Annotated in this window: 9 protein-coding genes and 4 tRNA genes; 6 read left to right on the top strand and 7 right to left on the bottom strand. The window is 62.6% G+C overall.

The annotated features are described in order from the left end of the window. Positions 1-82 precede the first annotated feature (82 nt). Complete coding sequence (gene hutH / locus ACZ9GA_RS00950) at positions 83-1,618, top strand: histidine ammonia-lyase (RefSeq protein ID WP_457357811.1); 1,536 nt, start codon at positions 83-85, stop codon at positions 1,616-1,618. Beyond that, positions 1,615-2,337: a histidine utilization repressor gene (gene hutC / locus ACZ9GA_RS00945; protein ID WP_457357813.1), complete on the top strand. Its 723-nt coding sequence runs from the start codon at positions 1,615-1,617 to the stop codon at positions 2,335-2,337. The genes hutH and hutC overlap by 4 nt, the downstream gene beginning before the upstream one ends. A 177-nt stretch (positions 2,338-2,514) precedes the next feature. Here the strand turns inward: hutC and ACZ9GA_RS00940 are convergent. The 7 genes from ACZ9GA_RS00940 to rluD all read right to left on the bottom strand — a co-directional run bounded on the left by ACZ9GA_RS00940 (position 2,515) and on the right by rluD (position 7,872). Further along, positions 2,515-2,591: transfer RNA gene (locus tag ACZ9GA_RS00940), tRNA-Pro, on the bottom strand. A gap of 97 nt (positions 2,592-2,688) precedes the next feature. Further along, a tRNA-Lys gene (locus tag ACZ9GA_RS00935) sits at positions 2,689-2,764 on the bottom strand. 5 nt (positions 2,765-2,769) lie between these two features. After that, positions 2,770-2,846: transfer RNA gene (locus ACZ9GA_RS00930), tRNA-Pro, on the bottom strand. Between the two features lie 10 nt (positions 2,847-2,856). Continuing rightward, positions 2,857-2,932, bottom strand: a tRNA-Asn gene (locus ACZ9GA_RS00925). 431 nt (positions 2,933-3,363) lie between these two features. Then, on the bottom strand, positions 3,364-5,928 hold the full coding sequence (gene clpB / locus ACZ9GA_RS00920) for an ATP-dependent chaperone ClpB (RefSeq protein WP_457357815.1): 2,565 nt from the start codon (positions 5,926-5,928) through the stop codon (positions 3,364-3,366). 244 nt (positions 5,929-6,172) lie between these two features. Next, positions 6,173-6,901 carry a peptidoglycan editing factor PgeF gene (gene pgeF, locus ACZ9GA_RS00915; RefSeq protein ID WP_457363600.1) on the bottom strand — a complete coding sequence of 243 codons (729 nt, stop codon included), beginning with the start codon at positions 6,899-6,901 and terminating at the stop codon, positions 6,173-6,175. Positions 6,902-6,909: 8 nt separating this feature from the next. Beyond that, positions 6,910-7,872, bottom strand: coding sequence for a 23S rRNA pseudouridine(1911/1915/1917) synthase RluD (gene rluD / locus ACZ9GA_RS00910; protein ID WP_027981229.1), 963 nt, complete (start codon positions 7,870-7,872; stop codon positions 6,910-6,912). A gap of 149 nt (positions 7,873-8,021) precedes the next feature. On the opposite strand from rluD, the gene ACZ9GA_RS00905 reads away from it, so the two are divergent. The 4 genes from ACZ9GA_RS00905 (at position 8,022) to ACZ9GA_RS00890 (ending at position 12,492) form a co-directional block, all read left to right on the top strand. Beyond that, positions 8,022-9,047 (top strand): outer membrane protein assembly factor BamD, encoded by a 1,026-nt coding sequence (locus ACZ9GA_RS00905; protein WP_457357817.1) that lies wholly within the window; start codon positions 8,022-8,024, stop codon positions 9,045-9,047. Positions 9,048-9,333: 286 nt separating this feature from the next. Next, on the top strand, positions 9,334-9,567 hold the full coding sequence (locus ACZ9GA_RS00900; RefSeq protein WP_457357818.1) for a PP0621 family protein: 234 nt from the start codon (positions 9,334-9,336) through the stop codon (positions 9,565-9,567). Next, positions 9,557-11,149 carry a sensor histidine kinase gene (locus ACZ9GA_RS00895; protein ID WP_457357820.1) on the top strand — a complete coding sequence of 531 codons (1,593 nt, stop codon included), beginning with the start codon at positions 9,557-9,559 and terminating at the stop codon, positions 11,147-11,149. The genes ACZ9GA_RS00900 and ACZ9GA_RS00895 overlap by 11 nt, the downstream gene beginning before the upstream one ends. 2 nt (positions 11,150-11,151) lie before the next feature. Beyond that, entirely contained in the window at positions 11,152-12,492 is a 1,341-nt protein-coding gene (locus ACZ9GA_RS00890; RefSeq protein ID WP_457357822.1) for a sigma-54-dependent transcriptional regulator, read from the top strand. Positions 12,493-12,506 lie beyond the last annotated feature (14 nt).

Below are 12,506 nucleotides of genomic sequence, written 5' to 3'. Positions count from 1 at the left end.
TTTACCGGCGACCCAGTGCTTGCTATACCTGTATATACAGGCTTATATAGCTCCACTCTCAACCTGACATCAGGACACCGCCATGCCCGCCACCCTGCACATCCTGCCCGGCCATTTCGACCTCGATCAACTGCGCGCCATCTATCAGCACCAGGCTCCCTTCGAGCTCGACGCGTCGGCCAGGGATGTAGTGGCGGCCAGCGCCAACACTGTCAGCCAGATCATCGCCAATGAACGCACCGTGTACGGCATCAACACCGGTTTCGGCCTGCTGGCCCGCACGTCGATCGCCACCGACAAATTGGCAAAGCTGCAGCGCAACCTGCTGCTGTCCCACTGCACCGGCACCGGCCCGCTGCTGGACGACGCCAGCGTCGGCCTGATCATGGCGCTGAAAGTGGCCTCGCTGGCCCGCGGTTTTTCCGGTGTGCGCTGGGAACTGATCGAGGCGCTGCGCAGCCTGTATACCGCCAAAGTGTTCCCGTGCATTCCGTCCCAAGGCTCAGTAGGCGCCTCGGGTGACCTCGCGCCCCTGGCCCATATGTCGGCAGTGCTGATCGGCGTCGGCCGCGTGCGCCATGAAGGCCGCGACATGGACGCCGTGGAAGGCCTGGCTATCGCCGGGATGAAGCCGCTGGAACTGGGCCCAAAAGAAGGCCTGGCGCTGATCAACGGCACTCAGGTGTCCACCGCCCTGGCCCTGCGCGGCCTGTTCGCCGCCGAAAAGCTGTTCAGCGCCGCCGTGGTCGCCGGCAGCCTGACCGTGGAAGCCCTGAAAGGCTCCGCCGTACCGTTCGACCCGCGCATCCAGGCCGTGCGCGGCCAGCCGGGGCAAATCGCGGCGGCCGCCTATTACCGTGATCTGCTAGGCACCACCAGCGAGATCCGCCAGTCCCACGCCGACTGCAAACGCGTACAAGACCCCTACTCCCTGCGCTGCCAGCCTCAAGTAATGGGCGCCTGCCTAGACCATATGCGCTTCGCCGCCGGCGTGTTCCTGCGCGAAGCCAACGCCGTTTCCGACAACCCGCTGGTATTCAGCGCCGACGGTGACGTGTTGTCGGGTGGCAACTTCCACGCAGAACCGGTGGCCATGGCCGCTGACGTGCTGGCCCTGGCCATTTCGGAAATCGGCGCGCTGTCGGAACGCCGTACTGCGCAACTGGTGGACCCAGCCCTGTCCGGCCTACCCGCCTTCCTGGTACGCGAAGGCGGCCTGAACTCCGGTTTCATGATCGCCCAGGTCACCGCCGCCGCCCTGGCCTCGGAAAACAAGACCCTGGCCCACCCGGCGTCCATCGACAGCCTGCCCACGTCCGCCAATCAGGAAGACCACGTATCCATGGCCACCTTCGCCGCGCGCCGCCTGCTGGACATGGCCGGCAACAGCAGCGCCGTGGTCGCCATCGAATTGCTGGGCGCAGCCCAGGGCATCGACCTGCTGGCCCCGCTGAAAACCTCGCCGAAATTGACCGAGGTGATGACTTTCATCCGCGAGGGCGTGGCCCATTACGATGAAGACCGTTACTTCGCTCCCGACATCGCCGCTGCCCGTAGCTGGGTCGAAGACGGTGTATTCAGCCGCTGGCTGGCGTTCGGCGAGCTGTACGAGGCATGAGTACCCGCCCCGCCCAGGCGCTGTATCAGACAGCCAAGGATTTTGTGCTGAACAAGGTCCACGCCGGGCATTGGAAGCCCGGCGATCTGATTGCCTCGGAAAACCAGCTGGTGCAAACCCTTGGCATGTCGCGCATGACCGTCAACCGCGCCCTGCGCGAGCTGGCCGAGGAAGGCCGGCTGGTGCGGGTCAATGGCGTGGGCACCTTCGTGGCCGAGCACAAGCCGCAGTCCAACCTGATGCGCATCAGCAACATTGGCGATGAAATCGTCGCCCGCGGCCATCGGTATGAATGCCGCATGCTGCACATGGGGCGTGAAGCGGCGTCCATGGGCGTTGCGGCGGCCATGGGGCTGGCTACCGGTGCGTCGGTGTTTCATCTGTTGTGCGTACATCTGGAGGAAGGCGTGCCGGTGCAATTGGAGGATCGCTACGTCAACCCGGAGCTGATTCCGAAGTTGCTGGAGCAGGAGTTTGGCGCCCAATTGCAGCCCGCGAGCTATTTGCTGCAGGTGATTCGGCCGGATGAGATGGAGCATATCGTCGAGGCCGGGCACCCCCGCGAGGAAGAAGCCAGGTTGTTGCAGATGGAGACCGATGAGGCGTGCCTGGTGTTGTTGCGGCGCACGTGGAGTGCGGAGCGGGCGGTGACGTATGTACGGTTGGTGCATCCGTCTTCGCGGTATCGATTGGGGAGCCGAATGACCGTAAAACCCTGACACCTGCCGAATCCGCTGCCGTGAGGCTGCGCTGGCCCTACGCATCGCTGGAGATCTTCAGTGCTCACGCAGGCCAGCGCAGCCTGGCGGCAGCGGCTACGGGTTGGGGTCGGATTGATCAGGTTTTTTGTCAGGCATAAAAAAAGGCGTCCACGAGGGACGCCTTTTTTCTGAAGATGGTCGGGGTAAGGGGATTCGAACTCCTGACATCCTGCTCCCAAAGCAGGCGCGCTACCGGACTGCGCTATACCCCGGTACAAAAAAGGCACCCAGAAGGCGCCTTTTTTGATGCCTACCGACGTTACTCGGTAGGTCTTTTTAAGATCTGACCCAGCGAACTGGAATCAAAAATGGTGGGTCGTGTGGGACTCGAACCTACGACCAATTGGTTAAAAGCCAACTGCTCTACCAACTGAGCTAACGACCCAAAAATGGTCGGGGTAAGGGGATTCGAACTCCTGACATCCTGCTCCCAAAGCAGGCGCGCTACCGGACTGCGCTATACCCCGATATGAAATTTGGCTCCGTGACCAGGACTCGAACCTGGGACCCAATGATTAACAGTCATTTGCTCTACCGACTGAGCTATCACGGAACTATCAATTTCAGATGCAACAATTTCAGTACTGCAAGTTTCGAAGCTGTATCACTACCGCCTTGAACTCTTCAGCTTTCCCGCATCGCTGCGTTAGTGCCCCTGAGGCGCGCTATTCTACATCCTTCAAAACCCTTGTCAACCCCTAATTTTCATTCAACTTACTGAATTTCAAACTATTTTTCAGACCCCGGTGTTGCTGGTGTCTGTGGGTTGCCGTTACAGCGAGGCGAACTTTACTCAACCTTTTTGAGAAATGCAAATAGAAACATGCATTTAGCTCAAACTTTTTTTCAATACCCCGATTTCTCGGGGCTAGAACCCTGTAGCCGCTGCCGAAGGCTGCGCTGGCCCCTGAGTACACCCGTGAAACATCTGGTGTATGAAGGGGCCAGCGCAGCCTGGCGGCAGCGGCTACAGGGACTCAACTATCAGGCGAAGACGATTTCGTCGTCGGCCACGCTGGCAGTCACGGTGGTGCCCGGCAGGAATTGCCCGGACAGGATCAGTTGCGCCAACGGGTTCTCGATCCAACGCTGGATCGCACGCTTGAGCGGCCGTGCGCCATACACCGGGTCGTAACCAACGGCAATCAGCTTGTCCAACGCCTCATCGCTCAGCACCAGGCTCAGGTCCCGCTCGGCCAGTCGGCTGCGCAGGCGGCCCAGCTGAATCTGCGTGATACCGGCAATCTGGTCACGAGCCAGGGCGTCGAACACCACCACTTCGTCGATACGGTTAATGAACTCCGGCCGGAAGTGCGAGCTCACCGCATCCATTACCGCCGCCCGCTGGGCCTCGCGGTCGCCCACCAGTTCCTGGATCTGCGTGGACCCCAGGTTGGAGGTCATCACGATCACCGTATTGCGGAAGTCCACGGTGCGGCCCTGGTTGTCGGTCAGGCGACCGTCGTCCAGCACTTGCAGCAGCACGTTGAACACATCCGGGTGCGCCTTCTCTACCTCGTCCAGCAGCACCACCGAGTACGGCTTGCGGCGCACGGCTTCGGTCAGGTAGCCACCCTCTTCATAACCGACGTAGCCCGGAGGCGCGCCGATCAGGCGAGCCACGGAGTGTTTCTCCATGAACTCGGACATGTCGATGCGCACCATCGCCTCTTCAGTATCAAAGAGGAACTCGGCCAACGCCTTGCACAGTTCGGTCTTGCCCACGCCGGTAGGGCCCAGGAACATGAACGAACCGCTGGGGCGATTCGGGTCTGCCAGGCCGGCACGCGAACGGCGCACGGCGTTGGACACGGCCACCACGGCCTCGTCCTGGCCGATCACGCGTTGGTGCAGCAGGCTTTCCATTTTCAACAGCTTCTCGCGCTCGCCTTCGAGCATTTTCGAGACGGGGATGCCGGTCCACTTCGAGACCACTTCGGCAATCTCTTCCTCGGTGACCTTGCTGCGCAGCAACTGGTTGTCGCTCTTGCCGTGCTGGTCGACCATCTGCAGGCTGCGCTCCAGGTCCGGGATCACCCCATACTGCAGCTCGGCCATGCGGTTGAGGTCGCCACGGCGACGGGCCGCTTCCAGTTCCTGGCGCGACTGTTCGATTTTCTGCTGGATCTGCGCCGAGCCCTGTACCTCGGCCTTTTCCGAGGTCCAGATTTCTTCCAGATCCGCGTACTCGCGTTCCAGGCGGGTGATCTCCTCAGTCAGCTTCTCCAGGCGCTTGATGGCCGCCTCGTCGTCTTCCTTCTTGAGGGCCTGGGATTCGACCTTCAGTTGAATCAGGCGACGCTCCAGGCGGTCGAGCACTTCGGGCTTGGAGTCGATCTCCATGCGGATGCGGCTGGCGGCCTCGTCGATCAGGTCGATGGCCTTGTCCGGCAGCTGGCGATCGGTGATGTAGCGATGGCTGAGCTTGGCCGCGGCAATGATCGCGCCGTCGGTGATGGCCACCTTGTGGTGCACTTCATAGCGCTCTTTCAGGCCGCGCAGGATGGCGATGGTGTCTTCCTCGCTCGGCTCATCCACCAGTACCTTTTGGAAACGCCGCTCAAGGGCCGCGTCCTTCTCTATATATTGGCGGTACTCGTTTAGGGTGGTGGCGCCCACGCAGTGCAGCTCGCCACGGGCCAGGGCCGGCTTGAGCATGTTGCCGGCGTCCATGGAGCCCTCGCCCTTGCCGGCGCCGACCATGGTGTGCAGTTCGTCGATAAACAGAATGACCTGGCCGTCCTGTTTCGACAGGTCGTTGAGCACGCCTTTGAGGCGCTCTTCGAACTCACCGCGGAACTTGGCGCCCGCAATCAGCGCGCCCATGTCCAGGGACAACAGGCGCTTGCCGCGCAAGCCGTCCGGCACTTCGCCGTTGATGATGCGCTGGGCCAGGCCCTCGGCAATGGCGGTTTTACCCACGCCAGGTTCGCCGATCAGCACGGGGTTGTTCTTGGTGCGGCGTTGCAACACCTGGATGGTGCGGCGGATTTCGTCGTCACGGCCGATCACCGGGTCCAGCTTGCCTTCTTCGGCACGCTTGGTCAGGTCGACGGTGTATTTTTCCAGAGTCTTGCGCGTGTCTTCGGCGTTGGCGTCATTCACCGCATCGCCGCCGCGCAGGTTGTTGATGGCGTTTTCCAGGGCTTTCTTGCTCACGCCCTGCCCCAGCAACAACTTGCCCAGCTTGCTGTTCTCGTCCATGGCCGCCAGCAGCACCAGCTCGCTGGAGATGAACTGGTCGCCCTTCTGCTGCGCCAGGCGGTCGGCCTGGTTGAGCAGGCGTGCCAGGTCCTGGGACATATTGACGTCGCCAGTGGGGTTCTGGATTTTCGGCAAGCGGTCGAGTTCTTTGCTCAATTCCTTGCGCAGGCTGTTTACATCAAAGCCGGTCTGCATCAGCAAGGGCTTGATGGAGCCGCCCTGCTGATCGAGCAACGCCTGCATCAAATGCGCAGGCTCGATGGCCGGATGGTCCATGCCAACGGCCAGGGATTGGGAATCGGAGAGCGCCAACTGTAGCTTGCTGGTCAAACGGTCTATACGCATGAGTCACCTTCCTATAGGGGCAGGCCGGAGCGATGGACACACCTGATGACGAAAAACCTGCCTGAGATACCGATATAGATGGGGGGGATTGTTCAAGATTCAAGCGGCAGGGGCTTGACCCACATCAATAAGGCGAGCCCCGTAGCCGCTACCGCCAGGCTGCGCTGGCCCCGTGCCCCACTGAAGATTTTCAGGGTTCACACGGGCCAGCGCAGCCTGGCGGCAGCGGCTACAGGTGCTGTGGTCAGGCGTTATCGAGCCAGATCAACGAAGCAAAGCGCCCCGTCTGCGGCGCACGCCGGTAAGAGAAGTAGCGTAGATCCTCGATGGTGCATTCACCACCGCCATACACGGCCGTGATGCCCACCGCCGCCAGGCGCAGGCGCGCCAGGGCATAGATGTCGGCCAGGTACTTGCCAGGCAGGGCGCCCGGCACGAACGCCTCGGCGGTCTGCGGGTGGCTGGCCATGAAGATGTCACGCACCTCGGCGCCCACCTCGAAATTGCGCGGGCCGATGGCCGGGCCCAGCCATACCAGAATGTCGCTGGCCGGTACGCCAAGGCTTTCAACCGTGGCTTCCAGCACCCCGCCCGCCAGCCCGCGCCAGCCGGCGTGGGCGGCTGCCACACGGGTGCCGGCGCGGTCGCAGAACAGCGCTGGCAGGCAGTCGGCGGTCATCACCGTGCAGGCAATGCCCGGCATCGACGTCCAGCTGGCGTCGGCCTCGGCGATCACTGCCGGGTCGGCATGGGCCACGGTGATGCCGTGTACCTGCTTGAGCCATGCGGGTTGGATGCCGAACGCCTCGGTCAGGCGCCGACGATTCTCGGCGACCGCAGCCGGGCTGTCGCCCACGTGGTCACCCAGATTGAAAGACTCGAAAGGCGCGGCGCTGACGCCGCCCTCTCGCGTGGTGACGCAGGCCTTCACAGTGGCCGGTGCCGGCCAATCGGGAAAAATCAGGTCCTGCATCACGGTACTCACCCGATGAACGCCTCGCGGTCCTGCTTGAGCAGCGACAACAGCCAGACGAAATCGTCAGGCAGTGGCGATTCCCAGCTCATCCGCTCACCGGTGGTCGGGTGTTCCAGCTCCAGGAAGCGTGCATGCAGCGCCTGGCGCGGGAAGGTCTTCAGCGCTTCGACCATGCTGGGGTTGGCAGCTGGCGGAATACGGAAGCGGCCACCGTAGGCCTGGTCACCCACCAACGGGAAGTTAATGTGCGACATGTGCACACGGATCTGGTGGGTACGACCGGTTTCCAGCTTCACCCGCACGTGGGTGTGGGAACGGAAACGCTCCAGCACGCGGTAATGGCTGACGGCCTGCTTGCCACCTTCCATCACCGCCATGCGCTGGCGCTGCTGGCCGTGGCGACCGATGGGGGCGTTGATCTTGCCCCCGGCGGTCACCACGCCAATCACGATGCACTCATAAATCCGACTGACGGTACGGCTTTGCAGCTGGGCAACCAGTTTGGTCTGCGCCTGGATGGTCTTGGCGACCACCATCAGGCCAGTGGTGTCCTTGTCCAGGCGGTGCACGATACCGGCGCGCGGGACATTGATAATGTCCGGCACGTGGTGCAGCAGGGCGTTGAGCAGGGTGCCATCGGCGTGGCCGGCAGCCGGGTGCACCACCAGGCCCGCAGGCTTGTTGATGACCAGGATGTCGTCGTCTTCGTAGACGATGTCCAGCTCGATGTCCTGGGCGATCCACTCGCCCTGGGCTTCCTGTTCGGCGGTAAGGGCCAGGATGGCGCCGCCGTGAACGATGTCACGCGGGCGCAGCACGTCACCGTCCACGGTGAGGCGGCCTTCTTTGATCCAGGCGGATAGGCGCGAGCGCGAGTGCTCGGCGAACAATTGTGCGGCGACTTGATCGAGGCGTTGGCCGCCCAAATCGGACGGCACCTCTGCGCTAAGTTGTATGATCTCGGACATGCTCGGACTGTGCGGCGGCACAGCCTTTGGTTTCGGCTGCACGCTTGTGGTTAAATACGGCGTCTTTTGCCCCGAGGCTTCCACGGGGCGCTCATCATAACAGGACGGTCACGCCCAAGACAGCGGCCGTCATAGGGACGCAAGCCGCCATGCAAGTGAAACACCTGCTGCTGATCGCCATCCTCGGACTCACGGCCGCCTGTTCGTCGAAGAAGGAAGTTGTCGACGAAAACCTGAGCGAAACCGAGCTGTACCAGCAGGCGCAGGCCGATCTGGACAACCACAGCTACACCAGCGCCACCGCCAAGCTCAAGGCTCTGGACTCGCGCTATCCGTTCGGGCGCTACGCCGACCAGGCCCAGCTCGAGCTGATCTACGCCAACTACAAGAACTCCGAGCCTGAAGCGGCCAAGTCGGCTGCCGAACGCTTTATCCGCCTGCACCCGCAGCACCCGAACGTGGACTACGCCTACTACCTCAAGGGCCTGACCTCGTTCGACCAGGACCGCGGCCTGCTGGCGCGCTTCCTGCCGCTGGACATGACCAAGCGTGACCCGGGCGCTGCCCGCGACTCCTACAACGAGTTCGCCCAGCTGACCGCCCGCTACCCCAACAGCCGCTACGCGCCGGACGCCAAGCAGCGCATGATCTACCTGCGCAACCTGCTGGCGGCCTACGAGATCCACGTGGCCGACTACTACCTGACCCGTCAGGCCTACGTCGCCGCCGCCAACCGTGGCCGCTACGTGGTGGAAAACTTCCAGGAAACGCCGTCCGTCGGCGACGGCCTGGCCGTGATGGTCGAGGCCTATCAGCGCCTGGGCATGGACGACCTGGCTGCCACCAGCCTGGAAACCCTGAAGCTCAACTACCCCAACCACCCGCAACTGGTGGACGGCCAGTTCGTGGCCCAGCAGAAGGAAGCGGACAACCGCTCCTGGCTGACCAAGGCTACCCTGGGCCTGGTAGGCACCAGCGCGCCGCTGCCGCCGGGTGAAACCCGCGCCAACCAGGAACTGACCAAACAGTTCCAGGATGACAAGGACGCGATCCCGCACGACCTGCTGCCAAAAGAGCAAGGCGGCACCGCCGACGAGCCGGCCCAGCCTGTAGACGACGCACCGAAGAAAAAGCGTGGCTTCTTCAGCTACATGACCTTCGGCCTGTTCGACTAAGCAGCGCTGCACTCAAAAAAGAGACCTTCGGGTCTCTTTTTTTGTATCCGCAAAAAAATATTCTGCCGCCTCCATCTGTAGCCGCTGCCGCCAGGCTGCGCTGGCCCGGTGCCCCACTGGAGATTTTCAGTATTCATGCGTGCCAGCGCAGCCTGGCGGCAGCGGCTACGGGGCTCTTGCGCAATTAGCCATCAAAAAGATATCACCGCCGATACCCATCGCCGCTTGTCCCCCAGCCCTGCCCGCTCCTACACTGCCGCATCTCTTCCTGTCTGAGCTGTTGACCATGATTCGCCTGATTTTCTGGATCGCCATCGTCTTTGCCGTGCTGTGGCTATGGCGCAAGATCAAGCCCGCCCCACAGCGCCCAGGCCGCCCCGGCGAGGCGCAACCGCTGCTGATGGTGCGCTGCGCCCACTGCGGTGTGCACCTGCCGCAAAATCGCGCCATCGGCACCGGCAATCAGTGGTACTGCAGCCAGGCTCATCTGAACGAGGGCCCGGCCCCACGTGAGCGCTGAGACCTTCCTGCCCGGCGGCCCCCAGGCGCGGCGGATGCTGCGCCTGTATCACCTGTACCGTCTGACCATCGGCATCACCCTGATCCTGCTGATCTCCAGCGACCTGGACGACAAGCTGCTGGAACTGGCCAACGGCGCCTGGTTCCGCACCGGCAGCTGGGCCTACCTGCTGCTGAACATTGCTGCCGTGATCCTGCTGGAAAAACTGCGCCCGCCAGGCCACGTGTTCGCCTTGGCGCTGTTCGACATCCTGATGCTGTCGGGGCTGTTCTATGCCGGCGGCGGCACGCCCAGCGGCATCGGCAACCTGATGATCGCCTCGGTGGCCATGAGCAATCTGCTGCTGCGTGGGCGCAATGGCCTGTTGATTGCCGCGCTGGGCAGCATCGGCATCATCTACCTGACCTTCTACCTCAACTTCCTGCGTCCCAATAACGTCACCAATTATGTGCAGGCCAGCACCCTGGGGGTGCTGTGCTTCGCCGTGGCGCTGATGGTGCAGGCCCTGACGCGCCTGCTGCGGGTCAGTGAAAACCTGGCCGAACAGCGCGCCAGCGATGTCACCAACCTGGAAGAGCTGAACGCGCTGATTCTGCAGCGCATGCGCACCGGCATCCTGGTGCTGGACACCGTCAACCGCGTGCAACTGGCCAACGAAGGGGCGCTGAAACTGATCGGCCAGTACCAGCTCAATGGCCAACTGATCGCCGCCTATTCGCCGGAATTGATCGAGCGCCTGCTGCAATGGCGCACCAACCCTACCTTGCGCCTGCGCAGCCTGAAGTTCGAGCCCACCGGCCCCTCGGTGCAGCCCAGCTTCATCGCCCTGCGGCGCGGCGAGCAACAGCAGACCTTGGTGTTTCTCGAAGACCTGTCGCAGATCGCCCAGCAGGCCCAGCAGCTCAAGCTGGCGGCACTGGGCCGCCTAACCGCCGGCATCGCCCACGAAATCCGCAACCCGCTGGGCGCCATCAGCCACGCTGGCCAACTGTTGCAAGAGTCCGAAAGCCTGGACCCGGCCGACCTGCGCCTGACCGAGATCATCAAGGATCAGTCCAAGCGCATGAACCTGATCATCGAGAACGTGCTGCAACTGTCCCGCAGGCGCCAGGCCGAGCCCGAGTTGCTGGACCTGACGGTGTTCATGCAGCGCTTCCTGGACGATTTCCGCGCCACTGCCACACCGCGCCAGGCCTTGCACCTGTACGTCACCGACGGCCCCATCGAAACACGCATGGACCCCAACCACCTGACCCAGGTGCTGACCAACCTGGTGGAAAACGGCCTGCGCTACAGCGCCCACAGCCATGGCCAAGCCCAGGTGTGGTTGAACCTGTTCATCGAACCGACCAACGGCTTGCCTATTCTTGACGTTTTGGATGATGGCCCCGGGTTTTCAGCCGATCAACTGCAACACATCTTCGAACCTTTCTTCACCACCGAGACCAAAGGAACAGGATTGGGCCTCTACATTTCCCGTGAACTGTGCGAAAGCAACCAGGCACACCTAGACTACAAACCACGTGAACGCGGCGGCAGCTGCCTGCGCATCACGTTCGCCCATGCACGGAAGCTGAGTTGAACATGAGCCAACGGCAAAGAATCCTGATCGTCGACGATGAACCGGATATCCGCGAACTCCTGGAAATCACCCTGGGCCGGATGAAGCTCGACACCCGCAGCGCCAAGAACGTCAAAGAAGGCCGCGAACTGCTGGCCAGCGAGCCTTTCGACTTGTGCTTGACCGACATGCGTCTGCCCGACGGCACAGGCCTTGAGCTGGTGCAGCACATTCAGCAACGTTTCCCGCAACTGCCCGTGGCGATGATCACCGCCTATGGCAGCCTGGACACCGCCATCAATGCCCTGAAGGCCGGCGCGTTCGACTTCCTGACCAAGCCTGTGGACCTGACGCGCTTGCGCGAACTGGTGGGCACCGCCCTGCGCCTGCAAGGCCCTGCCGACAAAGCGCCGAGCATTGACGATCGCCTGCTGGGCGACTCGCCGCCCATGCTGGCCATGCGCAAACAGATCAGCCGCCTGGCCCGCAGCCAGGCGCCGGTGTACATCAGCGGCGAATCGGGCAGCGGCAAGGAATTGGTCGCCCGCCTGATCCACGAACAGGGGCCACGCGCCGAGCTGCCGTTCGTGCCGGTCAACTGCGGGGCCATCCCCTCGGAGCTGATGGAAAGCGAATTCTTCGGCCACCGCAAAGGCAGCTTCACCGGCGCGGTGGAAGACAAGCCGGGGCTGTTCCAGGCGGCCAACGGCGGCACGCTGTTCCTCGACGAAGTGGCTGACCTGCCGCTGGCCATGCAGGTCAAACTGCTGCGCGCCATCCAGGAAAAGGCCATCCGCAGCATCGGCGGCCAGAGTGAAGTGGTCGTGGATGTACGCATCCTGTGCGCCACGCACAAAGACCTGAATGCCGAGGTGGCGGCCGGGCGTTTCCGCCAGGACCTTTACTACCGCCTCAACGTGATCGAACTGCGCGTGCCGTCGTTGCGCGAGCGCCGTGAAGATATCGCCATGCTGGCTGCCAAGGTACTCAAGCGTTTGGCCCACGGCAGCGGCCTGCCCCCGGCGCAATTGAGCGCGGCTGCGCTGGAAACCCTGAAAGGCTACCGCTTCCCGGGCAACGTACGCGAACTGGAGAACATGCTGGAACGCGCCTACACGCTGTGTGAAAACGAGCGCATCGAGGCCAGCGATCTGCGCTTGACCGAGTCTGCGCCCACTGCTGAAAACGGGCTGCCGGACCTGACCAATGTGGATAACCTGGAAGACTTCCTGGAAACCATCGAGCGCAAGCTGATTTTGCAGGCCCTTGAAGAAACCCGCTGGAACCGTACCGCGGCGGCGCAGCGGTTGAGCCTGTCGTTCAGGTCGATGCGTTATCGCCTGAAGAAGTTGGGGTTGGAGTAACCAGCACTACGCCC

It is taken from the genome of Pseudomonas sp. TE3644 (genome assembly GCF_056278815.1).
This window is presented reverse-complemented; position numbering and strand designations above follow the sequence as displayed.

Bases quoted from the DNA above. Each gene is read 5' to 3' on its own strand.
- hutH (WP_457357811.1), top strand. From the start codon at position 83: ATGCCCGCCACCCTGCACATCCTGCCCGGCCATTTCGACCTCGATCAA.
- hutC (WP_457357813.1), top strand. From the start codon at position 1,615: ATGAGTACCCGCCCCGCCCAGGCGCTGTATCAGACAGCCAAGGATTTT.
- clpB (WP_457357815.1), bottom strand. From the start codon at position 5,928: ATGCGTATAGACCGTTTGACCAGCAAGCTACAGTTGGCGCTCTCCGAT.
- pgeF (WP_457363600.1), bottom strand. From the start codon at position 6,901: ATGCAGGACCTGATTTTTCCCGATTGGCCGGCACCGGCCACTGTGAAG.
- rluD (WP_027981229.1), bottom strand. From the start codon at position 7,872: ATGTCCGAGATCATACAACTTAGCGCAGAGGTGCCGTCCGATTTGGGC.
- ACZ9GA_RS00905 (WP_457357817.1), top strand. From the start codon at position 8,022: ATGCAAGTGAAACACCTGCTGCTGATCGCCATCCTCGGACTCACGGCC.
- ACZ9GA_RS00900 (WP_457357818.1), top strand. From the start codon at position 9,334: ATGATTCGCCTGATTTTCTGGATCGCCATCGTCTTTGCCGTGCTGTGG.
- ACZ9GA_RS00890 (WP_457357822.1), top strand. From the start codon at position 11,152: ATGAGCCAACGGCAAAGAATCCTGATCGTCGACGATGAACCGGATATC.